The sequence below is a fragment of the Paenibacillus sp. CB74 genome, from assembly GCF_055687625.1.
Map to the genome: position 1 here is coordinate 5,279,544 of NZ_CM146009.1, position 26,739 is coordinate 5,306,282.

Annotated in this window: 26 protein-coding genes and 1 riboswitch; of the genes, 2 read left to right on the top strand and 24 right to left on the bottom strand. The window is 46.9% G+C overall.

All coding sequences use genetic code 11. The annotated features are described in order from the left end of the window. Positions 1–71: 71 nt before the first annotated feature. The 7 genes from yabN to pth form a co-directional block, all read right to left on the bottom strand. Complete coding sequence (gene yabN / locus ACX9NY_RS23430) at positions 72–1,565, bottom strand: bifunctional methyltransferase/pyrophosphohydrolase YabN (RefSeq protein WP_472475345.1); 1,494 nt, start codon at positions 1,563–1,565, stop codon at positions 72–74. Between the two features lie 149 nt (positions 1,566–1,714). Continuing rightward, positions 1,715–3,463, bottom strand: coding sequence for a putative polysaccharide biosynthesis protein (locus tag ACX9NY_RS23435; RefSeq protein WP_472475348.1), 1,749 nt, complete (start codon positions 3,461–3,463; stop codon positions 1,715–1,717). A 164-nt stretch (positions 3,464–3,627) separates the two neighbouring features. After that, positions 3,628–4,170, bottom strand: coding sequence for a stage V sporulation protein T (gene spoVT / locus ACX9NY_RS23440; RefSeq protein WP_036606123.1), 543 nt, complete (start codon positions 4,168–4,170; stop codon positions 3,628–3,630). A 317-nt stretch (positions 4,171–4,487) separates the two neighbouring features. After that, complete coding sequence (locus tag ACX9NY_RS23445; protein ID WP_253428888.1) at positions 4,488–5,648, bottom strand: peptidylprolyl isomerase; 1,161 nt, start codon at positions 5,646–5,648, stop codon at positions 4,488–4,490. Then, positions 5,632–9,159 (bottom strand): transcription-repair coupling factor, encoded by a 3,528-nt coding sequence (gene mfd / locus ACX9NY_RS23450; RefSeq protein WP_472475350.1) that lies wholly within the window; start codon positions 9,157–9,159, stop codon positions 5,632–5,634. Before mfd ends, ACX9NY_RS23445 begins: the two co-directional genes overlap by 17 nt. Positions 9,160–9,431: 272 nt before the next feature. Continuing rightward, positions 9,432–9,662, bottom strand: a complete 231-nt coding sequence (locus ACX9NY_RS23455) for an anti-sigma-F factor Fin family protein (RefSeq protein ID WP_253428884.1) — start codon at positions 9,660–9,662, stop codon at positions 9,432–9,434. Positions 9,663–9,759: 97 nt separating this feature from the next. Next, positions 9,760–10,320, bottom strand: a complete 561-nt coding sequence (gene pth / locus ACX9NY_RS23460) for an aminoacyl-tRNA hydrolase (protein ID WP_253428882.1) — start codon at positions 10,318–10,320, stop codon at positions 9,760–9,762. Between the two features lie 140 nt (positions 10,321–10,460). Between pth and ACX9NY_RS23465 the strand changes: the two genes are divergently transcribed. Next, positions 10,461–10,661 (top strand): hypothetical protein, encoded by a 201-nt coding sequence (locus ACX9NY_RS23465; protein WP_024633712.1) that lies wholly within the window; start codon positions 10,461–10,463, stop codon positions 10,659–10,661. A 196-nt stretch (positions 10,662–10,857) separates the two neighbouring features. Here ACX9NY_RS23465 and ACX9NY_RS23470 read toward each other — a convergent pair whose 3' ends face one another. The 14 genes from ACX9NY_RS23470 to ACX9NY_RS23535 all read right to left on the bottom strand — a co-directional run bounded on the left by ACX9NY_RS23470 (position 10,858) and on the right by ACX9NY_RS23535 (position 23,812). Further along, entirely contained in the window at positions 10,858–11,811 is a 954-nt protein-coding gene (locus ACX9NY_RS23470; protein ID WP_017691370.1) for a ribose-phosphate diphosphokinase, read from the bottom strand. A 101-nt stretch (positions 11,812–11,912) separates the two neighbouring features. Further along, positions 11,913–13,304 carry a bifunctional UDP-N-acetylglucosamine diphosphorylase/glucosamine-1-phosphate N-acetyltransferase GlmU gene (glmU, locus tag ACX9NY_RS23475; RefSeq protein WP_445252664.1) on the bottom strand — a complete coding sequence of 464 codons (1,392 nt, stop codon included), beginning with the start codon at positions 13,302–13,304 and terminating at the stop codon, positions 11,913–11,915. Positions 13,305–13,381: 77 nt separating this feature from the next. Next, positions 13,382–13,576 (bottom strand): hypothetical protein, encoded by a 195-nt coding sequence (locus ACX9NY_RS23480; RefSeq protein WP_472475353.1) that lies wholly within the window; start codon positions 13,574–13,576, stop codon positions 13,382–13,384. A gap of 83 nt (positions 13,577–13,659) precedes the next feature. After that, a complete protein-coding gene (spoVG, locus tag ACX9NY_RS23485) occupies positions 13,660–13,944 on the bottom strand; it encodes a septation regulator SpoVG (RefSeq protein WP_017691372.1) in 285 nt (94 codons plus the stop codon). Between the two features lie 188 nt (positions 13,945–14,132). Continuing rightward, complete coding sequence (purR, locus tag ACX9NY_RS23490; RefSeq protein WP_017691373.1) at positions 14,133–14,960, bottom strand: pur operon repressor; 828 nt, start codon at positions 14,958–14,960, stop codon at positions 14,133–14,135. A 97-nt stretch (positions 14,961–15,057) separates the two neighbouring features. After that, the gene (gene ispE, locus ACX9NY_RS23495; RefSeq protein WP_026081373.1) at positions 15,058–15,912 is read right to left on the bottom strand and encodes a 4-(cytidine 5'-diphospho)-2-C-methyl-D-erythritol kinase; all 855 of its coding nucleotides are present in this window, start codon (positions 15,910–15,912) and stop codon (positions 15,058–15,060) included. 149 nt (positions 15,913–16,061) lie between these two features. Continuing rightward, positions 16,062–16,238: a small, acid-soluble spore protein, alpha/beta type gene (locus ACX9NY_RS23500; RefSeq protein ID WP_017691375.1), complete on the bottom strand. Its 177-nt coding sequence runs from the start codon at positions 16,236–16,238 to the stop codon at positions 16,062–16,064. A 248-nt stretch (positions 16,239–16,486) separates the two neighbouring features. Further along, positions 16,487–16,762, bottom strand: coding sequence for a biofilm formation stimulator Veg (veg, locus tag ACX9NY_RS23505; protein ID WP_053778931.1), 276 nt, complete (start codon positions 16,760–16,762; stop codon positions 16,487–16,489). A gap of 153 nt (positions 16,763–16,915) precedes the next feature. Beyond that, complete coding sequence (yabG, locus tag ACX9NY_RS23510; protein WP_339238925.1) at positions 16,916–17,812, bottom strand: sporulation peptidase YabG; 897 nt, start codon at positions 17,810–17,812, stop codon at positions 16,916–16,918. Between the two features lie 59 nt (positions 17,813–17,871). Beyond that, entirely contained in the window at positions 17,872–18,774 is a 903-nt protein-coding gene (gene rsmA, locus ACX9NY_RS23515; RefSeq protein ID WP_339238924.1) for a 16S rRNA (adenine(1518)-N(6)/adenine(1519)-N(6))-dimethyltransferase RsmA, read from the bottom strand. A 4-nt stretch (positions 18,775–18,778) separates the two neighbouring features. After that, entirely contained in the window at positions 18,779–19,324 is a 546-nt protein-coding gene (gene rnmV, locus ACX9NY_RS23520; protein WP_150364162.1) for a ribonuclease M5, read from the bottom strand. Positions 19,325–19,479: 155 nt separating this feature from the next. Further along, positions 19,480–20,664, bottom strand: a complete 1,185-nt coding sequence (locus ACX9NY_RS23525; protein WP_472475358.1) for a ubiquitin-like domain-containing protein — start codon at positions 20,662–20,664, stop codon at positions 19,480–19,482. A gap of 271 nt (positions 20,665–20,935) precedes the next feature. Continuing rightward, a riboswitch (cyclic di-AMP (ydaO/yuaA leader) is annotated at positions 20,936–21,189 on the bottom strand. A 241-nt stretch (positions 21,190–21,430) separates the two neighbouring features. Then, entirely contained in the window at positions 21,431–22,201 is a 771-nt protein-coding gene (locus tag ACX9NY_RS23530) for a TatD family hydrolase (RefSeq protein WP_339238920.1), read from the bottom strand. A gap of 333 nt (positions 22,202–22,534) precedes the next feature. Beyond that, a complete protein-coding gene (locus ACX9NY_RS23535; protein ID WP_339238919.1) occupies positions 22,535–23,812 on the bottom strand; it encodes an HD domain-containing protein in 1,278 nt (425 codons plus the stop codon). 317 nt (positions 23,813–24,129) lie between these two features. Between ACX9NY_RS23535 and ACX9NY_RS23540 the strand changes: the two genes are divergently transcribed. Further along, positions 24,130–24,384, top strand: coding sequence for an AbrB/MazE/SpoVT family DNA-binding domain-containing protein (locus tag ACX9NY_RS23540; protein ID WP_024633700.1), 255 nt, complete (start codon positions 24,130–24,132; stop codon positions 24,382–24,384). Positions 24,385–24,589: 205 nt separating this feature from the next. Here ACX9NY_RS23540 and rsmI read toward each other — a convergent pair whose 3' ends face one another. From rsmI to yabA, 3 genes are all read right to left on the bottom strand, one after another. Further along, a complete protein-coding gene (rsmI, locus tag ACX9NY_RS23545; protein WP_253428872.1) occupies positions 24,590–25,474 on the bottom strand; it encodes a 16S rRNA (cytidine(1402)-2'-O)-methyltransferase in 885 nt (294 codons plus the stop codon). Then, entirely contained in the window at positions 25,475–26,254 is a 780-nt protein-coding gene (locus ACX9NY_RS23550; RefSeq protein ID WP_074092913.1) for a tRNA1(Val) (adenine(37)-N6)-methyltransferase, read from the bottom strand. Positions 26,255–26,349: 95 nt separating this feature from the next. After that, complete coding sequence (gene yabA, locus ACX9NY_RS23555; RefSeq protein ID WP_017691386.1) at positions 26,350–26,718, bottom strand: DNA replication initiation control protein YabA; 369 nt, start codon at positions 26,716–26,718, stop codon at positions 26,350–26,352. Positions 26,719–26,739: the final 21 nt, after the last annotated feature.

Here is a 26,739-nt window from a genome sequence, read left to right on the forward strand (position 1 = left end):
CGTATTATCATAACATACTGCATAGCATGATGGAATAAGGCTAATAGGTATTTTCCAGAAAATTGAACCCGTTATAATCCTGCCTTCTTCGCTTCCTGCCAGAATTGCTCCATCTCTTCCACATTGCTATCTGCTGGTGTTCTTCCCTGTTCATGAAGACGCTCCTCAATATATTGGAAACGCCCAATGAATTTGCGGTTCGTCGCAGCAAGTGCCTCTTCCGGGTCCGTATCGATGAATCTTGCAACGTTCGCGGCTGCGAATAATAAATCACCCAGTTCGAGCTTCCGTTCTTCCGCAGACTGGCCTTGTTGCACCGCTTCTTTCAACTCTGCGAGTTCTTCCTCGATCTTGGCAAACACACCGTCAACATCATCCCAGTCAAAGCCAACTTTGGCTGCTTTCTTCTGTAGCTTGTATCCCTTCATCAGTGCAGGCAAGTCACGCGGTATACCATCCAGCACGGAAACCTTCTGCTGGTCCTGACCTTTGCGCTTCTTCTCCTCTGCTTTCATCTGTTCCCAGTTCTGAAGAGCTTCATTCGCATCTTCTGCCTGATGTTCTCCAAAAACATGGGGATGACGGAAGATTAGCTTATCATTCAACCCTTCGATGACATCATAGACATTAAATGCGCCCACTTCTTCTTCCATCTGGGAATGCAATAAAATCTGCAGCAGCAGGTCACCCAGCTCTTCTTTCATATGATCAGGGTCATCCTCATCGATTGTCTCAATGACTTCATAGGTCTCTTCAATCAGGTTTTTGCGAATGGACTGATGCGTCTGCTCCTGATCCCATGGACAGCCACCCGGGCTGCGAAGAATATTCACGATCTCATGCAAACGTGCGAAGGATCGGCGACGCAGGGCATCATCGGTGTTCTTCGGTACATAGATCAGTGACAGATTGCCGTACCCTTCGATCCGGTCCAGTTCGTGTAGCGGAATTTTGTGAATGATCTCCTGGCCCTGTACACCCAGTGCATGACCGACAAATACGGGATAGTCATCCGGGTAAACTTCCATCAGGCACAGCTTCACGTCCGAAGCAGTGAACACATCATAGACTTGTCCGATCAACGTATGTAGCTGTGGTTGTACCAGTTCTGTATTCAAGCTGCTGGCATCCAGGAGTTGAAAGCCTTCAATAGGATCAAATCCAAGCCGTATAAAGGCTTCGTCCAGAAAGCTTTCTCCACCCATTACACGTAGTGAAATGCCCATTTGCGGACAGCGTTCTTTGAGCAGTCGCACACTGGCTTCTGCCACCATGGGATGACCGGGTACGGCATACACAATCTCCGTTCCAGCCTCACCCTTGCGAGCAGCCTCGATCAATTGGTTCGCGATCTCATCATACACCTCGGGGAAGGAGGACTTCGCCTCATAGATCGCATCAAACGAGGTCATCTCCAGCCCCTCTTGCTTCAGATCATTCAATACAGGATGATCCAGGGTACGTACATACAGCGTAGCTGCATGTTTCATTTTTTTGATAATACCTACGGTCAGTTGGTCTGCATCTCCTGATCCAAGACCCACTACGGTTAAAGCTGCACTCATTACGTAAACCTCCATCCGGACTATCCTGCCCAGGCTCACTCATTCAGCGTGCCTGATCAGGACTAATTACACGTATTATACCAGAATCATTCTATATCCTATAATTGCATATTGGCTGTGCTGAATGCAGAAGCACCGTGAGCATGAAGCTAGCGCAGCACACGCAGTCTGCGCAGCAGCTTGGCCAGGCGAGGCCCCAGCTTGGGCACAGCCGCCAGCTCCGCTGCGGTCAGTAGCCCTGTCCGAGCCGCCGCCAGCAAGAACACGGCCGAGCCTGCGGCAATGCCCAGCAGGCTCACGCCCATTGCGGCCAGCCTGCGGTAAGCCGCGATACCCATGCCGCCGAGTACCGCTTCGGCGGCCAAGGCCATGCCTACCGCCGCCAGACTCATGGCGGCGATCACCAGCGCCGGCTTCGCCAGGACGGCGCCAGGGGCAGGGCGCAGGGCGACAAGTCGCGCCAGTAGCGCCACATTCAGGCCAGCCGCCAGCATGTAGGCGACTGCGCCTGCAAGAGCCGCGCCGCTGATGCCCAGCGCCGGCACAAGCATAACGTTCAGCAGCGCCTTGACGCCTGCGGCGGCCAGCATGCTGAACGCGGGTGCGCGCACGGCGCCGAGGCCTTGCAGCAGCGCCGCCGCAATAATGCTGACGGTGCTGCCCGCAGCCGTCAGCGCCATGTACCGCAGTGCTTCGGTGCCTGCGGCATCTCCGTACAGCATGCGGTTAATCGGCTCCGCCAGCACCGCGAGACCCGCGGATGCCGCCAGGCCGATCAACCAGAACCAGCGCAGCGCGAGGCCTGCTTGCTGCCGGACGGCTTCTGGCCCGCCCTTTAACCGGGCTTCCGCCATCGCCGGAATAAACAGCACAGACAGTGACGTAGCCAGCATCGTCACCAGTTGAACCAGCGGCAATCCGCGGTTGTAAATGCCGAAGGAAACCATCGATTGGAGTTCATCCAATCCTTCTCCCCGCAGAAGCCGTGGCACGGTGAAGGTGTCCACCAGATTCATCAGTGGTACGGCAAGCGACCCGAGACAGACCGGAATGGCGTACATGAGCAGCATCCTGATCCATTCAGCATTGGATCGAGATTGGTCTGCCAGAGCGGGGTTAATGGAACTCACCGTTTCCATCTGTGGTGTAACCGATCTATTCTCCTGATGCTCATGAGAATCTGATCCAACCTCTCTTCCGTTACTGCTTCTTCCCAAATCCAATGGTCCGGTTCCCTCTTCCCTACGTTTCCGCCGATGACGGACCATGTACCCTAACATCGTTAACAGCCCGACCATTCCGCCAGCAACGGAGCCCATCATGGCTCCAGCGGCAATCGTCTCAAGCGAAGCGTCTCGTCTCATCAACCATACAAGCAGAACAATCATGACGGTGACACGTATCGTCTGCTCCACCACTTGCGATACCGCTGTTGGGACCATCTGCTGTAACCCCTGGAAATATCCACGCAGTCCCGTCATCACCGGAACGAACAACAACGCCCATGAAGCTGCACGAATCGAAGGAACCACATGTCGATTGCCAATCATGTCAGCGATTAGCGGCGCACCTGCATACATCAAGAGCGCCATAACAAGTCCTATTCCCCCGAGCAGCACGGAAGATATCCGGATAATCCTCCTGCTCTCGTCCGGTCTCCCCAGTGCATTCTGCTCTGCTACGAATTTGGATACGGCCAGAGGCAGCCCGGCAGCAGCAAGCGTAACAATGAGCATATATAACGGATACACCGTATTGTAAATGCCAAAAACACCGTCTCCCCCCAGATTCTGCAACGGAATCTTTTGAAAAGCACCAATGATTTTGGAGATAATGGCGGCAAGCCCAAGAACAAATGCACCCTGTAGCAGCCTTGAGCCTGTAGACGGCTGTTTCATAAGTCCCTCCTGCATAATCCTTTTAAGCATACCTTGTTATTATACCTGCCTGAGGGCATACAGACTAACTCTGCATCATGACACTTGTCTTAATCAATGCCTTCCCCTTAAAATGCAAAAACTCCCGCATGCCCATGTCAGGGCACCAGGAGTTGATTCGCTATCTATTGTTCCATTTGCTTGCCAAGGAAACCAGCAGCTGTCTCGGACATCTTCACTTCCATCTGAGACATCTTCACCGATTCATCCTTATTGAACAGGATAACCGTTCCGATGGGGTCACCACCTGAAATAATCGGCGCAATAACAAATGATGATAACGTCTCGTCATGATCTTTGCTAAGCTCATAGGAACCGTTGTTTGTTTCCAAAATGGTCTTTCTGTTTTCCATACAGCCCTCTAACAGTTGACCTACCTGCTTGTCCAAATACTCTTTTTTGGAACCACCTGCCACCGTGATGATCGTATCCCGGTCGGAAATCATCGTTACATGACCCGTACTCTCATACAGGGATTCTGCATATTCTTTGGCAAAATCACCAAGTTCGCCAATTGGCGAATATTTTTTAAGGATAACTTCTCCATCACGATCCACGAAAATTTCCAATGGATCACCTTCACGAATACGTAACGTACGGCGAATTTCTTTTGGAATGACCACACGACCAAGGTCATCTATACGGCGGACAATACCAGTAGCTTTCATTTCACATGTTGCCCCACTTTCTCGAGAAGATTTTTCAACTACTGTTCCTTAATGGGTAGAGGAAAGTCCCAGAACGTTTAGTGTGATATCTTGACCATAGTATTCATCTGTTCCCATTTCCTTATACATGCTTCGGAGAATATAGTTGTGTAACTTTCGAAGAAGACGACCATGTACCCATACAGCCTGAATATATACAAGAAGAAGCAAGAAGGAGGTCCTAAGTCCTCCCCTTGCTTCTCTGTATGGTTGTCCATATTTACGTAGTACAAGACATATTCGGGCAGAATTAACCCTGAACGTGTGCTAACACAGCATTACTTACTGCTTGTACCTTCATCTGTAGTTGCATCTTTGTCTGTTCCGGTCGTACCTTGGTCCGTCTTGGTATCTGTACCTTTGGAGTCATCCGTTTTTGGTTCGGTTGTTTTCTCTCCTTCAGTTCCTGTACCCGTTGTACCCTCAGTTGTACCTTCAGTCGTGCCTTCTTCGGCTTTTTCTGTTTTTGGCAATTTAACTTCTTTTACGATTTTGTCCAATTCATTTTGCATGAACGTATCAATCTCAGCAGCTGCCAATTGGCTCTTCAGACTTTCTTTTTGCTCAGCTGTCAATTTGGTGAAGTCCGCTTCCGTACGAGCTTCCACTTTCATGATGTGGTAACCATACTCCGTTTCAACCGGATCACTGATTTTGTTCAGTGGCAATGTTTTTGCAGCTTCCTTGAATGCCTCTACCCAGCTGCCTACAGGTGTTTCTTCGTACAATCCACCTTTTTCAGCAGAACCTGGATCTTCGGAATATTCTTTTGCAATTTTAGCAAAATCAGCTCCGCCATCCAATTTCGTTTTTACTTCTTTTGCAATTTTCAATGCATCTTCTTTTTTACGCTCTTTTTGCGTTTTTGGATCTGTGAAGTTAATCAACACGTGGCGAACAGAAGCTGTTGTGAACTGATCTTTGTTTTTCTCAAACTCAGCCTTAACTGCATCTTCCGTAACGCCTGTTTCTTTGTCTTTAATAACTGTCATGATGCGAGTCATGTAGTTTTTAATGTTATCGTCTGTCAGGTTCTGAGCTTTCAGCATCTCAGTCCATTGATCTGCCTGTACAGAAGCTTTCATTTTATCGAATTGCTCGGTTGCCGCTTTGGAACCTGCTGTTTTGGCTTCCTCACTTGCTTTGCCACTCAGATATTCATAAGCAACTTCCTGTTTCACCAAATACTCTTTGAAATCGTCCATATCCATCATTTGTGCATACTCCGGATAGAGGAATTTCATGACACGTTGCTCCATGTCGAATTCATTGGCTGTAATGGTACCACCATCATACGTAGCGACTACAGCACTCGTATCCGTCGATTCAGGTGTTTTTGCTTCTTCCTTCTTGCCACATGCAGCAAGCAGTGATAAGGATAGTACTGCGACCATGCTCACAGACAGTACTTTTCCTACTTTTTTATACTTTGGTAACATCTTTTAGTTCCCCCTTTGATTTAAAAGCCGTCTTCATGGACTCCAGAATTTTCTCTACCAGCTCCATCAGTTGCTTATCCCCAAGCCCCTTGCCTTTAGCGTGAATCAGCATATGGGGTCCTTGTTCAAATTGTACACGTCTTTCGAACTGATTTCCAATGTGCGCGATTTTCGAGAGTTCAAAGGCATGTTCACGCCCTTCATAAAACTTCACGGTAATGTCCTCACCACGTTGGGAAATGGACTCAATACCGTAAATTTTGCCGTATACTTTCATCCGCGCAACAGCCAGCAAGTTAATGACGGCTTCCGGAAGATCACCGAACCGGTCAACCAATTCGTCTTCCAACTCCATCGCATCGTCGAAGGATGCAATGACCGCCACTTTTTTGTATATCTCAATCTTCTGAATACTGTCATAAATATAATCGGACGGCAAGTAGGCATCAATACTGAGATCCAGCGTTGTGTTCCACTGGTCGGAAGGTACCGGCTCTTCGCCAAGCATCGTAACTTTGCGTTTGTTGATCTCCTCTGCAAGCATCTGAGAATACAGATCGAAGCCGACGGAAGCGATGAATCCATGTTGCTCTGCGCCTAGCAGATTTCCTGCACCACGGATCGACAAGTCACGCATGGCAATTTTGAAACCTGAACCCAGTTCGGTAAATTCTTTGATGGATTGCAGACGCTTCTCAGCAACTTCTGTAAGCACTTTATCCCGTTGGTACGTAAAATAGGCATACGCAATACGGTTGGAACGACCCACACGTCCGCGCAGCTGATACAGCTGGGAGAGCCCCATTTTATCCGCATCATGTACGATTAGTGTATTTACGTTTGGAATATCTACCCCGGTCTCGATGATACTTGTGCTCACAAGCACGTCATATTCACCATCCAGGAAGTCCAGAATCGTTTTCTCCAGCTCTGTTTCCGACATCTGACCATGTCCCACACCAACCTTGGCTTCAGGCACAAGTTCAGAAATTTCGGCAGCCATCTCCTGAATTCCCTGAACACGGTTGTAGAGGTAATACACTTGCCCGCCACGAGCAAGCTCACGTTCAATGGCTTCACGAACAAGCGCCTGGCTGTGTTCAACCACATAGGTCTGTACCGGGAAACGATTCTCTGGCGGAGTCTCAATAACGGACAGATCACGCACACCCAGCATGGACATGTGAAGCGTACGCGGAATCGGGGTTGCCGTTAGCGTCAGCACGTCCACATTGGTTTTCAGCTTCTTCAGTTTCTCCTTATGGGTTACTCCGAAGCGCTGTTCTTCATCAACAATGAGCAGTCCCAGATCCTTGAACACCAGATCCTGCGACAGCAATCGATGCGTTCCGATGACAATATCTACTGTGCCTGCTTTGATACCTTTGGCAGTTTCATTCTGCTCTTTACGGGAGCGGAACCGGCTAAGCACATGAATGTTGAACGGATAACCGGAGAACCGCTCACGGAACGTCTCAAAATGCTGCTGTGCCAGAATCGTTGTCGGAACGAGTACAGCCACCTGTTTGCCTTCAATAGCTGCTTTGAATGCAGCCCGAATAGCCACCTCGGTTTTTCCGTAACCCACATCCCCACACAATAAACGGTCCATTGGACGGTTTTGTTCCATGTCCTTCTTGATTTCTTCGATCGCACGCACCTGATCACGTGTCTCATCGTAAGGGAACATGTCCTCAAACTCCTGCTGCTCTGCAGAATCCTTGTCGAATCCAAATCCTTTGGAGGTCTGACGCTCTGCATACAGCTTGATCAGATCATCAGCAATATCCTGTACGGATGTGCGGACTTTATTTTTAACCCGTGTCCACTCATTGCCGCCCAGCTTGTATATTTTCGGTTCTTTTTCTTCGGAACCCACATATTTCTGAATCAGATCGATCTGCTCAATAGGTACAGACAGTTTGTCTCCACCGGCATAGAGAATATGCATGTAGTCCTTATGAATACCGCCAACCTCGAGGGTGCCGATCCCAAGGTATTTACCAATCCCGTGGTTCTGGTGAACGACATAATCGCCCACTTTTAACTCGCTGTAGGATTTGATTCGTTCCGCGTTGTCTACATTCCGAATCGGTTTGCGTACTTTACGCTGTTTTTGCGAGAACATCTCGCCCTCGGTCACGACAGCCAAATGAATGGACGGCATTTCAAATCCCGTTTGCAAGTTACCGATCATCATCTCTGGCTCTGGAATATCATAGTCCATCAATACCCGGCGCATTCGGTCGAGTCGTTCCTCACCGTTCGCCAGCATGAGCACTTGAACTCCGGCCTTATGCCAGCGCTCCATCTCTGCCTTCAGTACGTTCATCTGTCCATGGAAATCCTGCATGCCACGACTGATGAAGTTCAGAATGTTCTGTGGCTGGGTGTGTGGAACTTGGCGCAAAAAGATCGACATAAACAGCGTCTGGAATGGACGCTCATACAAGAGTTCATCACCGTCTGCGGATAATGGAAGATCCGGAAGTGTTTTTCCGTTTTGCATCAAATGCAGGTTCCACTCCGATTCATCACGGTCCAGCTGTTTTGATGTCTCTGATAGTCTGGCAGGCTCATCAAGGACCAGCAGGGTATCTTCTGGCATATAATCGTAAATCGTTTTGTTCTCCGGATAGAGCGGAGAAATATATTTATACATTTCGGAGAAATACACGTGCTCCCGCAAAAGCTCGATCTCCCGGTGAATTTCTTCACGAAGGCGCAGCTTCGCCTGCCGGTCCGTCATTTTCTCCAGCTGTTGCTCCAGCAAAAGAGCAGCCGCATCGGCAGCCTGTTCCATCCGTTCACGATCTGCAATTAACTCCTTGCATGGCAAAACCGTAATCTCTTCAATTCGTTCAATCGAACGCTGATCGGCTGGATCAAATGTCCGAATGGAATCGATTTCGTCATCAAATAACTCCACTCGATATGCAATCGATGAAGTAACCGGATAGAAATCGATAATACCTCCGCGTACACTCATCTCACCACGAGATTCCACGCGCTCCACACGCTCATATCCGAGCTTTACCATCTCCAGCAGGAAGGAGTCCAGTTGGAGTGTGTTGCCTTGTTTAATTAAAATTCGAGCATTGGCCATCACTTCCGGAAGCGGAACATAACGTCTTACCCCGGAAAAAGGAATAACAACAACGCCCCTGAATCCCTGGGCGCAGCGGACCAACACATCAATACGCTGACCCAATGTTTCCGGGCTGGAAACAGCAGCTTCAGCAGCGACAAGTTCGTTGGCAGGATAGATTAACACCTGATCATGTGAAAGCGCTTCCTGTAAATCTTCTGCAATTTTTTGAGCTGAAAACATATTGTGTGTTACTACGAGCAATGGTCGGTTCATTTCCTGATGCAGAGCTGCCAGCATAATCTGACGCGCTGAGCCGGATAGACCCGAAACCAATTGTTCCTTCATGCCGGACTTGATTCCGGCTGTAATGGACCCGAAGTCCGGATCTTTGGAAAAAGCCTGTATAAGTGCTTGTAACAAAAGGGGCACCTCTCTTATAACTTACTTGATTATCTCACGCATACGCGTAGTATCACTAATAAAATGGATACAAATTCCTTTTTGTCCTGTTTCATCATAAAGGATTACTCGCAACATTGCCACATCTGTTGATGTGGCGGGACCTGGTGTGGAGATAGCAGTGTGTTTCATGCCAACTGAAAAGAAGCCTCAGCAGGCTGCCAAGGCTATAAAAGGTGGAGCGTTATTACGCAACCGCCCTCAACTGTCATTCAATCCTGTACGGGCGATGTCTACTGAAGCGGACTCGCGAGCAGGCTAAGCTCTGGATTGTGCTCCAGGGCTTCCTTACAGTAATCACATGTAATCCGAACGGTAATGTCACCACCGGAATTATACGCTATTATATCCCTCCGCTCGTCGGGGGTCAAGAAATGAAAGCCGAGCTCTGCTTCCGTTATCCGGGCAGAATCGATTCGTCCGATAAAGGTACGGCAATGCCTACATACGTAATTCACTGACATGTTTATGCCTCCTGAACATGGTTTATACGTCCAGTATGTCCAGTATGGCTGAATCGAACCCGTCTTTTTGATCATTTTACCAGGTTGTATTACAACATTATCCGTTAAACTTCGCCATTGTTTGTTCAAACGTATGAGTCAAGCTATGCTCCAGAGCATCACATGTTTGCTCGATGGTCTGATCAAGGGCTTCCTTTTCTTTCTTCATGAATGTCGACAGTACATAATCGACAATGGCATGTCCTGGTTCAGGACGGGATATTCCCATGCGTACCCGGTTAAACTGCTGTGTACCGGTATGCTGAATGATGGACTTGATCCCATTATGCCCGCCAGCACTGCCTTGATAACGCAATCTGACTTTGCCAATCTCAGTATCCATGTCGTCGTATACAACAATCAGATCTTCAAGACTAACTTTATAAAAATCCATATACGCCCGAACTGATTCACCAGATAGGTTCATATAAGTCATTGGTTTAATCAGCACGGTTTTCACACCGCCAATATGGCCTTCTCCAATCAGCGCCTTACATTTACTCTGTGTAATGGAGATACTATGACGATCAGCCAACCGGTCGAGTGCCATAAAACCGATATTATGACGGGTTTTGGCATAGTTCGAGCCTGGATTTCCAAGTCCGACAATCCACTTCATCTTGTTCCCTCCTTCGGATTAGCCTGAGGTGAGGCATAGACTTCGAATGTTATATTTCATATAATATCAGGAAAGTAAAGTTACGATTTACTGTAGTATTCACAGTTAATATTTTATCAACCCAGGAAGGTGAGCGGGTTTTGCGCGAAGACAACGGACAACTGACTCAACATAGCGATTTTATCTATCATCTCGAATATCACGTACCTGTACAGGTATACGACCGCGACACCCATATTGAGATTGGACTCATCACCCGTTTTGATAATCAATTTGTCGAAATTGCCGATACACTTTTTCATCGGCGGCGTTTCCGATTTATCTCCCGCCCCGGGTATTAACCATATTAAGATGAACGAACCATTTTACACTGGATCATTGCGTGTGCAGAAACATCTTGCGTTGTAAATGAGTAGTTCAACTTATATGGATTGACCAGGGTCTATTTTCACTTTTAATAAAACGGCACGCCGACAGGGGTTACATTTTCCATTGAACCGGAAAACGTAACCCCTCTACTACTTTATGCAGACGTCCTTATTCAATTTCAAACAGCTTGCTGATTGACAATTCCTCATGAACCCGGATAATGGCTTCTCCGAGCAAAGGCGCTACAGACAACACTTTGAGTTTGCTTGTCGGATTAGCATGCGTAATTGGAATGGTATCCGTTACGATGACTTCCTTCAATGGTGCATTCTCCAAACGTTCCATCGCAGGTCCGGACAATACCGGGTGAGTACAGCACGCGTATACTTCTTTTACGCCGCCTTCCATCAGAGCATTCGCTCCCAGTACAATCGTTCCCGCCGTGTCAATAATGTCATCGATCAGAATGGCTGTTTTGCCCTCGATATTACCAATAATGTTCATCACTTCGCTCACATTTGGCTCAGGACGACGTTTATCGATAATCGCCAGGGGTGCATTCAGGAAATCAGCCAGTTTACGTGCACGCACTACGCCACCGTGGTCAGGCGACACAACAACCGGATTTTCGATCTGTTTCGACCGGAAATATTGAGCCAGAATCGGCACGCCGAGCAAATGGTCAACCGGAATGTCGAAGAATCCCTGAATCTGCATTGCATGCAAGTCCATCGCGATGACACGCGTTGCACCCGCTTTTTCAATCAGGTTAGCAACCAGTTTCGCTGTAATTGGGTCACGCGAACGTGCCTTGCGATCCTGTCTTGCATAGCCGTAGTAAGGTATAACAACGTTAATCGTCTTGGCAGATGCCCGTTTGAGTGCATCAATCATCACGAGCATTTCCATCAGGTTATCATTAACCGGCAAGCAAGTGGACTGCACGATGTAAACGTGACAGCCCCGAACACTCTCGGAGAGTTTCACTTGAATCTCGCCATCACTAAAGCTGGTCGTGTGGGATTCCCCCATAGGGATCCCGATATAATCAGCAATTTGATGGGCAAGCTTGGGGTTAGAATTGCAAGTAAATATTTTTAATTTCGAATCAAAATAAGTCATAAAATAAAAACCCTCCGTGCTGGTTCATTGGAATCTAAAAGCGTCTGCGACATGTCGGCACCTCCCGGATCTTCGGGAGGCAATCTTGTTATCAAAACCCCTTATTGGGGTTTGGCATTTTGTTTCTTGGCTTTGGCACGTCCGCGAATCTTCTCCGCATAACCAGGTTTATTCTCCTGACGTGGACGAGCAATGGCCAGATCATTCTCGGGAACGGAATGGGTAACGGTAGAGCCAGCAACGACATAAGCGCCTTTTCCTACCGTAATTGGTGCAATCAGATTGACGTTGCTACCTACGAAAGCATCATCTTCAATCGTCGTTACAGCCTTATTATAACCATCATAATTGACAGTTATTGCCCCGCATCCAACATTTACGTTTTTCCCTACTTTGGCATCCCCAATATAGCTGAGATGAGATACTTTGGAACCTTCGTCAATTGTAGCATTTTTCACTTCAACAAAGTCACCAATTTTTACGTTGCGACCCAGTTTAGTTCCTGGACGCAAATTAGCAAATGGACCAACCGTTGCATCAGAACCCACTTCGGCATTGGATAACACCGAATGTTTGATTGTAACTCCGTCCTGAATAACGCTGTCTTCCACATCTGCCTGAGGACCAATATGACATGCTTCGCCGATCGAAGTTGTGCCTTTGAGAATTGTCCCCGGATACAATACTGTATCTGCTCCAATCGTAACATCCGCTCCGATATATGTCGATGACGGATCAATGATTGTAACACCGTTCAACATATGACGTACAGCGAGACGTTCACGCATGAAGGCTTCTGCTTGCGAAAGTGCCAATCGATCGTTAACCCCGATGGATTCCGCGATGTCATCCGACATGTAAGCCTCAACCACATCTCCATCATTACGCAAAATGCCGATTACGTCTGTGAGATAATATTCTCCCTGAGCATTCTGGTTCGTTACTTTATCCAGCGCAGCGAACAATTTTGCATTATCGAAGCAGTATGTGCCTGTGTTAATCTCATTCACAGCATCTTCCTGTTCGTTGCAATCCTTTTGTTCTACGATCCGCTGTACGGAACCATCTTCTCCACGTATTACTCGGCCGTAGCCTTTGGGATTGTCCAACTGAGCCGTAAGTACTGTAGCTGCCGCCCCGCGACTCTCATTGTGATTCATCAGACCTTCCAATGTCTCACGAGTCACGAGCGGTGTATCCCCACAGACCACAATTGTGGATCCTGCTTCGCCGCCAAGCAAGGATTTAACTTGCTGTACTGCATGTCCTGTGCCCAGTTGTTCCGCCTGGAGTGCATACTCCGCCTTGGAACCTAAAAATGACTGCACCGCTTCGGCACCATGGCCGACAACTACCACACTGCGTTCAACGCCTGCGCTGAGTGCTGCATCCAGCACATGTCCAACCATAGGTTTACCGCATACGGGATGCAGTACTTTGTACAATTTTGACTTCATTCGTTTGCCTTGCCCTGCGGCAAGAACGATTGCCATTCGTTTCAAAGTTAACGACCTCCTGTTCTGAAAAACCCATTGAAATGCATTGCTTATCTATATCCAATGAGTATCGTTCAGCCGACTTCAAGCCGGTCTTGTTCATCGCCTGCTGTCTCTGTAATCACACGTAACAACGCGGACACCAACGAAATGTGACCTATATGTATACGCCGTGTACCTGCGAGCTTAACCGAATCCCAATGATTCCTAAGATGCCGCCCTGCCACCAAGCGCACGATGCGCTTTTTGTTCTCTGCTAATAAACTCAATACTGAATATATCTTATTCCGATCAAAAAGAAAAGAGAGCCATAAGACATGGCTCTCTTTTCCTTCGAACCCCAATAATGTTCTCAGGCACCTTCTTCAATGACTTCTTCCTCAGTTGCAGCACGATCGTATTCAGTCAGAACTGCTGCCTGAATCTTCTCACGCGTACCGGAAGAGATCGGGTGGGCGATATCACGGAACTCTCCATCAGGAGTACGCTTGCTCGGCATAGCAACAAACATTCCGTTGTTACCATCAATGACACGAATGTCATGAACGACGAATTCGTTATCGATGGTAATGGATGCGATAGCCTTCATTCTCCCCTCCGAGTTAACACGGCGGAGTCTGACATCCGTAATTTGCATGTGTGTGTTCACCACCTTTTTCCATCAGAACTTGGTGTATAATTCCACACGGCATATACGAACTCCTTCTTTTTATAACCATAAAAATTTCCTAATTTCAGGAATTTTTTTATTTAATACACAATTCGACAACGTTAGTGCCAGGTCGATGGAAAAGACCCTTTAACGACATAACATTCGTCATCTTTCTACAGGTCAAAATAGTTGCCAGGCTTGACGGAAATCTGTCTGCTCTTGGCATCAACCGCTGTCAGCTTCGCGAGAGATACGTAATCGGTTAACAGCCGTTCTTCTGAATCTACAGAACCAGATTCCACCAGTACCCCTACCCCGGCAACTGTAGCATTAAACTCGGCCAAAAGATCGATCATTCCTTGCACCGTACCCCCAGCCTTCATGAAGTCATCCACAATAAGTACTCTGGAATGCTCACGCATCGCCCTACGAGACAGGGACATGGTATGCAGACTTTTATGGGACCCGGATACATAATTGATACTTACGGCCGATCCTTCTGTAGCCTGATGGTCCCTGCGTACGAGCACGACAGGCAGGTTGAGCTGGGCTCCGGTCGCATAAGCCAGTGGAATTCCTTTGGTTTCTACCGTCATAACCACATCAATATTCATATTGCCAAAGGCCGTTGCAAAGATCTTGCCGGCTTCATTCATCAATGCGGGCTGACCAAGCAAGTCGGACATGTACAGGTATTCTCCAGGCAAGATCCGATCAGGTTGCGCGAGCTGGGTCGAGAGCCGTTCCGCAAATGCAAGTGCCAGTTCTCGGGATACCTTCGGAATCCACCTTACTCCCCCGGCTGCTCCAGCCAGTGTATGCAGTTCTCCTGAGCCACCTTCTTCGAACACTTCCTTGATAATCGCCAAATCTTCACTAATTGAAGACTTTGCGGCACCATAACGTTCGGCAAATGTGGTGAGCGGAATAACCGTATGCGGTCTGGACAATAAGTATTGCGTCATTTCAACCAGCCTTGCGCTTCGTTTTAACTTCTTCACAGAGATCCATCCTCACGATCACGGAAACATCTAAATCCGAATAATTATTTAAAAATATACCACCTTTATACGTGTTTGTACATTATAAAAGCGAATTTCATGTCAACATACGTACAGCGTACACTTCTTTACAGAAACCACGCAGGCCATTGTATATCCGGGCAACCTTGGATTCTTTGGAGACCAGTCCAAATACCGTTGGACCACTACCGGACATCAACACACCGTCTGCGCCCAACCGAATCATGGCATCCTTCAGATGCTGAACTTCCGGATACAGCTTCAACGTTACATCTTCAAGCACATTGCCCATCTGGTCACAGACTTCCGTAAAGGATTGGTTGCGAATCGCCTGTTCCATTTTAGCCGCACTCGGATGACGAACAATCTTGTCACTGCGGAACCGTCCGTATACATCGGCTGTAGACACATTGATTGGAGGCTTGGCCAGAATTACCCAACATTGCGGCGGATTAGGAATGGGAGTCAACTTCTCACCACGGCCTGTAGCGAGTGCAGTCCCTCCTGTGATACAGAATGGAACATCCGAACCGAGTTCAGCTCCAAGCTCCTGCAGTTCGTGATCCGGTATATTCAATCTCCACAGACGGTTCAATCCACGCAGAGCTGCTGCTGCATCACTGCTGCCTCCGGCAAGGCCGGCTGCAACTGGAATCTTTTTATCCAGATGAATATGGACGCCCGTACGTACGTTATAGCGCTCCTTAATCAGTCTGGCTGCCTGGAAAGCCAGATTCTTCTCGTCCAGCGGGATATAACCCGCCTGACTGGAGATGAAAATGGTATCTCGCGGCAGCTCCGACATTTCCAGCCGATCAGCTAGATCGACCATGGTCATGATCATTTCAACTTCATGGAATCCATCGCTTCTTTTATGTAAAACGTCCAGCATCAAATTAATTTTAGCAGGCGCTTTTTCGTAAATTTTCAAGGCGTTCACCCGTCCTCACCTTTTCCCTAAGACAACTTAACATATTATATCAAAATGGGGCTGTCAAGTCATTTCTATTCCGCATCTAAGGGGAAAAAGCGGGGTTGTCCCTGACGGATTTCCCCACTTTTCAATCTGCTTGAACCGGATTAAGATTTGCGGGCAGCCTGCTCAGCAAGTTGAATGGCTCTTTTCACCATGTTTCCTGCATCCTTGGCTTTGATTCCACCCCAACCTTCCTGTTGGACCGTATCATAGAAGCCCAGGTCTTTCGCGAGCTCATTCTTCAGATCCTCGGACATGACACTTCTTCTTCTGCGACTCATGAACCATCCTCCTCCAAAGTATCCATCATAATGTAATGAGTTCGTTCACGTTTTGGACATCTTGCATCAGGCCAATTGAAGTTTCCTCCATTGCTTAAGGAACTGCCCTTCACCTGTCCATATAGTATGCCGCGACCACCCCTCACTCATTCCTGCGTATGTATGGGTTACCATAGAAGATAAATGGGTGATTTTGTAGACATAAAAAAGCGATCCACCCAAAGGGCGAATCGCCTGTACAACGATACTTACGTCTCCATATAGGAGCTATGCGTCTGGCTGCCCGGGTCAAAAACCATGACTTCCACCGATTCCGTAAGTATATCCGCATAACTATAAGATACTCGCTTGAAGGTTTCTTGCTCTTCATCAAGCTTAACAATAAAAACAGAAGGGTACGTTTCTTCCAATACACCCGTACGCTCAATGGTCTTACGGCGGCCACCATTAGCCCGCAGCATAATCTTCTGACCAATATGTGCATCGAGATTGCGTTTGATATCCAACAGCGTGTTTTTAGCCATTGTCGACGACCACCTCTTTTCTTGTCCATTATACCGGATTTTACAGTCATTGTCAAATCAAAACTAATTATTATATCAGCATCAAAAAGTTGTTGTCAATGAATTTTTTTGCAAACAAAAAAAGCCCCAAATTGGGACTTTAAATGGCCTACATCAGACTGCCGATGGGTTCACTTTTAGCGTAGATAAATCATTCAGCCCCGGCAGGCCTACCCGGTAGCTCCCCCGTGTCTCGACACCACCCACACCTTGGCTACCACTGATCGTATTGTGCAGCACGTCATTCATGTTGACCGTTTCCCGTACCGATGTGAAGGAAGCCTTGGCTGCCACGTAGACCGGGTCAAGTGCATGAATGAGGATTCTGCCTGGAGAACTGGCAAAGTTCGCTCCAGCGCGCAGCAGTGCCTCAAAATGGGACTGACAGGCCCCTGCCACAATAGTGAGTGCATCCAGATGGCGTTCATATTGTCTGGCCACCTGAATGGCCGCTACAAAATTTTGCGAGTTCTTATAACTACCAAGACTATATAAGTCATAGGGCTGACGTGTCTTTAACACCCCGTCATGACCCGTAATGACCACGATATCTGGACGTACTTTGGGTAATAAACGGTATAAGGTATCTGCCATTGCCGATTCATGAACGTATTGTCCCTCTGCGGGAACACGAAGTTGCTCATAGAGATCCATACTTTTTTTCAAATAGTTCGGATCACCATCCAGATGAAGCACCTTTCCCGGCATTTCAAAATAAGCCGGCTCCTGTTGAGCAGACCAGTCCTGTACCAGACCTTCACGATTCCGCTCAGCCTGTTCCATACGAATCTGTTGCAGGCGGGAAAGGGTCTGATGTGCTTTAATATGCGCCTGTCTGGTCTTGGCGCTTTGCGGTTCGTAAGGAACCTGTATCAAATCGTCCACTGGGGAATCGGCAAGCAGCCGGAACTCAGTCCCTTTAATGACCGCAGCATCCAACTGAAGGCCTTCCACCCGAAAAGTCACATCGCCGCCGTATGACTTCCGAACGACCAAGTCTCCGATATTCATCAACGTAATCACCTCTACCCCATCGTATGGGCAGAGACCCGGTTTGGTTCATTCGAATTTTATAATGCTGCGCGTACCCCTGCTTCCCACATTACGGTGCTGAGTGTAGCATACTCCTGCAGACTTAACGTCTCTCCGCGTCGGGATGGTTGGATACCTGCCTGCTCCAGCAGAATGTCTGCCTGTTCCCGGTTCTCCTTTGTGAAGAAACGAGCCTTCAGGTTGTTCGAGATTGTTTTTCTCCGTTGGGCAAAAGAAGCCTGTACCACTTCGAAGTAGTGTGCTTCATCGGGAATCTCAACTGGTGGTTGCTCACGCACCTTCAGCTTAATGACAGCTGATTCCACATTAGGTTGGGGAATGAAGACCGTCGGTGGCACAATACACACAAGCTCAGGAATACTGTAGTACTGAACTGCGATGCTCAGACTGCCGTAGTCTTTCGATCCCGGTGCAGCAGCCATGCGTTCAGCCACTTCTTTTTGGATCATGACAACAATGCTGTCCACTGGCAGCTTCTCTTCCAACAGTTTCATCATAATTGGAGTCGTTACATAATAAGGCAGGTTAGCCACAACACTGACTTTGTCCACCGATGCAAAATCGCTTTGGAACAGTTCAGCCAGATCAAGCTTCAGCACATCACCATGATGCACACGTACATTCGGATAAGGCTGCATCACTTCTCCCAGAATGGGAATCAAGCGCTGATCAATCTCTACGGCTGTGACAGGACCCGCTACCCGGGCCAATCGTTCCGTAAGGGCTCCAATACCCGGTCCGATCTCTAAAGCGCCCTTGGACTCGTCCAAATCGGCTGCATTAACAATTTTGTTCAGTATATTTTGATCGATCAAAAAGTTCTGACCTAGACTTTTCTTAAATGAGAATCCGTGTCTTTGAATAATTTCTTTGGTTCGCTTGGGCGTTGCAATTTCTATCGTCTCTTCCATATCCTTCATATGCTCACAATCCTTCACGTTCAATTTGCGCTAATGCTGTAGAGAACTCTTCCCGTGTAATCTGAAATACACCGAGACGTTTGTGGAACTGCTTACCGTTACAATATCCGATACCCAGCAGATTGCCCATCTCCATGCGACGTGCAGCAGCCTGCGGATGCACAATAAGTCCTGCCGCGATCAGGTCCTCCCAATCGATCAGGCTAGGAGCGCCTTCGTATGAAGTATGTACGCGTGCAAGAGCATGACGGATCGCCTCCGGTGAGGCATTCTCCACCCCAATATCCCCTTTGCGTGTGGCATCGGCTTCCGGAATGAAAGCATGTTTGCAGCCAGGCACCTTATTCGCAATGATTTTACGAATGCGTTCGCCGGCATGATCCGGATCTGTCAGTACAATGACTCCCCGTCTCTCCTGAGCAAGCGCAATCCGCTTCAGAATGCGTTGGTTAATGGCTGATCCACCTGTTTCTATGGTATCGGCTTCCACGGCCCGACGGATGGCTACCGTATCATCACGGCCTTCCACCACAATGACTTCTTTTATCATGTTCCATTTCTTCCTTTCTAACGCAAAAAGAAGAGGAATATCCTCTTCTCTGCCAAACGGCGGGGGAGACTGAATTCAGACCCCTCCGCTGCATATTCCGCATGAATCATTCATGCAACTATTTTATAGCATTCCCATTTCAAAGTAAAACGATTTTAGTTCGCTTCCGGCTTCACCGGACCGATCACGTAGACCGTCTTGCCTTTCTTGCGTCCAAAATTCAGGGCATGCTTCACACTGTCATAATATACGTCAATTTTGTTGCCTTTAATGGCACCGCCTGTATCTTCCGCACGACGGAATCCCAGACCTTCGATATATACCCACCAGCCAATTGGAATGACTTTGGGATCAACCGCAATGGTGCGCCCTTCCGTTACACGAGTACCGGAAGCTGTTTTGGTTCCAATGCCAGGCTCTTCGGAAGAGTAGGCAGTCATGGATACATTCTTAAGTACTTTGGAGTATTTAAAAGAAGTCCCGGATACGGTAATCACTTTGCTGCCCGAGGCAGATGTTTTCTTCGAGTTCGTTGCTGTAGCCTTCTTCGTTGTTGAAGTTTGAGCTGATACGGTCTGAATCTCTGGTTTTTTCACAACAGGTTTTGCTTTGGTGCCGACAGCAATCACTTTATCTACACGATTATTCGCGACAGATTTGCCGACCATTTTTTTGGAGACCAATTCTCCATCCTGAAATACCTTTTCGATGTGCTGTACAAGTGTGCCTTCTTTGCCGTTCACAACGACACGGTTATCCCCTTTGTACAAGCTAGGGTCAGCCGTTTTAATTACTTTGTAAGCGATTGATTGTTCTACATCCACTGTACGCTTTGTTACGCGCACTACACGGATCTTCATATCTGCTTTGATCGCAGTTCCAAGCGCCGGATACACCTTATCATTACTTTCAACTTGAATACCTGATTTTTGAATTGCATCTTCTACGGATGAATCCGTTGTATACAGAGTCTTGGTGTCTCCGTCTGCCGTAATGTTAACTGGAACGGCCCGCTCAATAACGATTCGGTCTCCATCTGTAATCGCCCCGTTCATGGACATGGATACCTTGTCGTGAGGGCTGACTGTGATCGACTGCTCCTCCAGCATTTCCTGAAGCATTCCTGTACGAGTCTCTACCACCTGAGCTTTGCCATCAATAACCAGTGAAATTTGTTTCCCGGCCTGACCGTAAACGACTAACAAGATCATGATTGTAAGCGCAATTGAGAAAATCGCGATCAATGCCATTTGACGCATGTTCTCATGCTTCCACCGCAACGCGAAAGACTTACTGGATGATCGTGACTCATGGGTCTCTTCTGGTTGGAATGTGCCCACTTCTCCGTCCTCCTTCATAGCCTCGCCGTCTAAAGTAACGCATGATGTCTTTGACGTGACTATACCAAATTTTCTACAGAACACAGATCGGACCAACTGATCGGTTCTGCACCATGAATCAATCTTCGCAACATGATGTCATCCTCCTGAATACCTACCGTATGATGACAACATTTCTTTTATTCAAAAACAAAAAAGCCAAAGAAAGAGTGTAAGAGGAACTCTTTCGTGGCTTCCGAATGATTTTGAATATCGGAAATTCATGCACGAGGTTGCCTCTCTTTTTCCGCTTGCGAGGTTAGCTGTCGGGTTCGGGCGAAAGAGAGCCGCCCTATCTTGGGTCACCCGCTCATGGCGGACGCCCTTGAATTCACCCCGAGACCCAAAGAAGAAATCAAATACGGCTTCGCAGTTCCCTTCGCTGCTTTTGGGTCAGCGAACGTTGCGCATCGGCCAAATACACCGATGTTTAAGCCCTATTGGTTCCCCCGCTCTCCGTTAACGGAGACTCAGCGAGACTGATTCATGAAAGTAATGTTGTTTCATCGGAAAGTGTCCCTTTGTTCATCCCCCGAACATCTGTCCAATTTTCCGCACAACAATTCACTGAAAAGATGATATCCTGTTTTGATGCATGTTGTAAAGCGTTGATCAAGTACGTTTTTCTGAATATTTGGTTAAAATATTGTAATATTCTTGATTTATTTGGATCAAAGGGCAAATTAACTCCGCTTACCTGCCTTTTTCACCTCATTTGCTCGTTTTTTTAACGAATTCCAAATCGTTCCATGGCATTTTTGGTGGTTATTGCAGCAATTTCCTCCACCGAAATGCCTTTAATTTCCGCAGCTGCCTCTGCAACCAGACGTACATGCGCTGTCTCATTTCGTTTCCCGCGATAAGGGTGAGGTGTCAAATACGGAGCATCGGTTTCAATGAAAAATCGGTCCATCGGAACCTTCGCCAGCACCTCTTTGGGTTGCTTTGCGTTTTTGAATGTAATCGGTCCTCCGAAGGAGAGATGGAAACCCATATCGAGACAACTTTTTGCTGTTTCCCAGCTGCCCGAGAACGAATGCATCACACCACCAACTTCACTCGCCTTCTCTTCACGCAAAATTCTTATGATATCCTCATGTGCATCCCGATTATGGATGACAATCGGCATGTTCACTTCACGCGCTAAGGCAATTTGTTGTCGTAATACGCGATGCTGTATTTCCTTCGGTGAAGTATCCCAGTGATAATCCAATCCAATCTCACCGATTGCCACCACTTTTTCATGCTTGCATAAAGATGCAATCCACTCCAAATCCCCTTCCTGCATTGTGATCGCATCTACGGGATGCCAACCTACAGCTGCATATATAAAGTCATACGTTTCAGCGAGTTTCATTGTCGTTGGAATTGTCTCCCGGTTAAAGCCAATGTTGATCATGCGACCAACTCCTGCATCCACAGCACGCTGAATCATGTCCTCGCGGTCCTCGTCGAATTGTGGTGCATCCAGATGTGTATGTGTGTCGAACAGCATCATGTCTGTATCTCCCTTCATGTCGAAATAACGACTATCTTCTTTTGAAAATTTAATTGGTGAAATTCAAATTTTTCAATGACTCATACATAAAACATTTTGGGCAATCTGTATATTACATCATTACGTTTGTTTCTTCACAACTACAATATATAGAAGATATAAGGATATTCTGATCTACATATTGCTGATTGTGCTAACTTTGCCTACTTGCATTTACAAAATTATGTCGATCTACATATACTCCCCATTAAAGCAGATTACTGTATCATGAAAAATAGCTCTTTTTGAAAGTCTTTTGATATCTAAATTCTTCATTGGATTATACCCACACGATTACAAGAAATAGGGGCGTATATGTGACGGTAATTCATGAATAATCGCATCCACCTTGTTTTGCGGGTAATACAAATGATGTTTCCCCCGGTGAAGCCCGCTGATGGAACGGACAATGTCAGATACTTCTGACAACTCACGTAAATTGTCCTGTCGATCCAGAAGAAGAATCTGCTTATCCGTGGATTCATCCGGACGAAAAACATCATACGGATTATCGGAAGGAAAATCAATTTCAAGATCATATTCGGGATCAAGGCCTGCCTGTACAAAAGCTTCCCGAATCTCTTCTATTATTGTCAAGTCGACCTGTTCAAGCTCTACATACTTATATAACTTGCGATCCATAAAACGTTCGCATAACTCACTCAGAACAGTATCGTCCTCCTTTCGCCACTGTGTAAATGCCGTCTGAATTAATGCTTCATCCAACTGCAAATATTCATCTACGGATAATTCTCCTGCAAATAATTGAGGGAGTGGATCAATCATGAAGCGAAATTGAAAATCATGCTGTATGAGTGTTTTTGCTCGCTTGAATATTTGCCGCAATAGAATTTCAGAACTACGAGTTACCGGATGGAAGTAAATCTGCCAATACATCTGATACCTAGACATGAGGTAATCCTCCACAGCATGCATGCCTGACTCCTTGACTACAATTCGTCCATGATAGGGACGCAGCATCCGAAGGATGCGATCAAGGTCAATCGTGCCGTAATTTACACCTGTAAAATAAGCATCCCTAAGCAAATAGTCCATTCGGTCTGCATCAAGCGGGCTGGTCACCAAGTTCACCACAATCGGCTTTTCGTACGTTTTTTGAATGACAGATGCCACTTTCTCAGGAAAATCAGGAGCATACCGTCTTAAGATCGCCCCTACTTCGGTATCACCTGTAATAATGCGACAAGTCCAATCTTCGTGATTCATGTCAAAAGCTTCCTCGATGGAGTGAGAGAATGGACCATGCCCGAGATCATGAAGCAGAGCTGCACACAGAGCTACAATCTTTTCTTCCTTCGGCCAATCTGAATAATGACTTCTTTCAAATTGAGAAATGATCTTGCGTGTAATTTCATAAACACCTAGTGAATGTGAGAACCGGCTATGTTCTGCTCCGTGAAAAGTAAGGTAAGAAGTACCGAGTTGGCGAATCCGGCGTAAACGCTGAAATTCCGGGGTGTTAATTAACTGCCATATAACCGGATCTTGCACGTGGATATAATTATGTACCGGATCTTTGAATACTTTCTCTTCCGTTAGTCGTTGTTCCATGTCGATTCACTCCTTTAATTTCTTTTATATTAACGCTTTGAGCTCCACGATTCACCTAAGATTCGACACGTTATGACGAACTTTGTCGAATAACGTAGTTTTGTCGTTTTCCAAATCGACAAACTTGGCATTGTTGTTTAAATGCGAAAAAAGGCTGCCAATCCCTTACCACCAGTAACCTTGTGAAAAACAGCCTTAATTTTAAGCTAATTTTAAGGTTGACTGTTTTGGGAATCGTTGGTATGATGAGTATCATAAAACATAAAATAATGTCGAATAATGACAATGATAGTTAGCTGAGAGGAGCACTGATTATAATGATGAAATCAACAGGTATTGTAAGAAAAGTGGACGAACTGGGACGGGTAGTTATTCCAATCGAATTGCGCCGTACGCTCGGTATTGGTGAAAAAGATGCTCTGGAAATCTATGTTGACGGCGAGCGCATCATGTTGAAAAAATATGAGCCTGCTTGTATCTTCTGTGGTAATGCAGAGAACGTTACTTACTTCAAAGGTAAAATTGTTTGTAACGAATGTATTTCCGAAATCCCTGCACCTGTGACAAAATAAGAAAAACCAGGTATACTGGACTTATCTAAATTGTTATTTCTAACCTTTTTAATATTCCTTAATAGCCTTCCCGGTGTGAACCCCACCGCGGAAGGTATTTTTTTGCCCTGTTATGGGTTCTATTACCCAAAAACTACATGAATGTTGAATATAAGGTCCTTTTCAGGTTATGTTCCCCATAACAGAAGATATTGAGTTAGATTGGCTACTCGATTAACGCATTATATACATCCCGCTTCGTCAGACCACGATCCGTTGCCGTTTTTTTCATCGCATCTTTGCGGTTATATCCTTCACCCTCATAATGGCTGACATGATCCGCCAGTGACATCAGCTGCCACCATGCTTCGCGCTCAGCCTTACGCTCCTCTTCCTTAATACCTTCCACCAGCAAACAGTACTCGCCAAGAGGTGGATGCTCTTCAAGCCAGTCTATGCATTCCTTCACAGTACCCCTTGCGAATTCCTCATGACGCTTGGTTAGTTCACGAGCCAGGACAATGGAGCGATCACCCAGAATTTCTTCGAGGTGGACTAATGTTTTCCGAATACGGTGAGGTGATTCATAAAATAACAAAGTCCCGTTGGATTCGTCAAAAGCCTCCAGCACTTTTCGCATGTCCTTTTTCTCCCGCGGCAAAAAACCGCCGAATGTAAAACGCTCCGTCGGTAATCCGGACACGATCAGAGCAGACAATGCAGCATTGGGTCCAGGGATGGGAATGACCGTTATTCCGGCTTCCAGTGCAAGCTGTACAAGGTCGGATCCCGGGTCTGAAATGGCTGGCAGACCAGCATCACTGACGAGTGCCAAATTTTTTCCTTCTATTATATAGCGTATCAGTTCAGGTCCACTTGCCCCCTTGTTATGCTCATGATAACTAAACAGCATCGAAGGTGTAATTTCAAAATGAGTGAGTAGCTTCCGGGTCTGTCGTGTGTCTTCTGCTGCAATGATGTCACAACTCTGCAATGTCTTGATGGCTCGGAAGGTCATATCCTCCAGATTACCAATGGGTGTTCCAACCAGATACAGCTTGCCTGATCCTTCAAGCTGCTCCGCATAGCTTTTCTGAATATGCAAAGTCATCTATAGTCCTCCTTTCGTAGTACGCTCAGCATGTTGCTGGCCATAGTAAATATCCATAATCTCTTCGCAGTATTTCCCCTCTTCATTGTAGACAATGAGTGGAGGAAGCATCCTTACTTCCGGTTTACCATCTTTCATGCCTTCAATTAATACCATGTTGGCTTCCAGATGAGCACGGGGATGTACCATCCGAATTCGTTTCGGCTCCAGCTTATACTCACGCATGAGCGAGATAATCTCTGCAAGTCGCTGTGGACGATGAACCATCGATACTTTGCCGCCATTACGTACAAGTCGACTGCAAGCCTGGATCACTTCTTCCAAGGTACACCCGATCTCATGACGTGCCATTGCCTGATGTGTGTTCATTTTGAGGTCACTGCCATTCAGGGGCATATAAGGGGGGTTTACCGTTATTGCATCATATACAGCATGTCCCGTTTCTTTCACCAATTCTCGCAAATCACCTTCACGAATCATAATCGATTCGTCCAGTGCATTTAATTGAACGCTGCGACGAGCCATATCCGCCAAACGAGGCTGAATTTCGATTCCCTCCAGACTAGCCTGTGTACGCGTTGTAAGCAAAATGGGAACTACCCCGTTACCTGTACACAAATCAAGTACACGACCGCGTTTAGGTACGGAAGCAAATCGGGCTAACAATACCGCATCCATCGAAAAACTGAACACTTCATCACTTTGAATGATTCTTAAATCATGAGAGAGCAGATCATCAATCCGCTCTGACTCATGCAACACGACTTCATTTGCTTTCATATGGTACGCTCATCCTCCGGTACTCTATATCTCATGCTTGTTAAGTTTAGGTTTGTAACCTTGAAAAAAAACCGTAGGGGATCCCTACGGTCACTTCATTTATTCAAAAAAGACAGGCAGAACAGACAATCGCCTTCCGTCCGCAGATGTCCATAATAGACATTGCAGATATGGAAGCCTTCGTGATACAACCGAGCCAGGTTATCATACCCTTCACCCACAACGTCTTCACCTGTAGCCGGACCTGCTGGTCTTGCTACGGGAGCGAGTGCTGAGGAGATTGGCAGATCTGCCGGAGCCTCACGTTTGAGCAATTTGCGTAATTGCTCATTCTCGATGGTAAGCCGCTGATTATCCTCAAGCAGCTCCTTCACAATCATTTTTAACTCTCCTAAATCACCGTGCAACTGACCCAGTTGGGTTTCCATTTCATGAATGTGCGTAAACAGATTTTTCTTTTCCAAGTTTCCACCCCGAAGCAACCT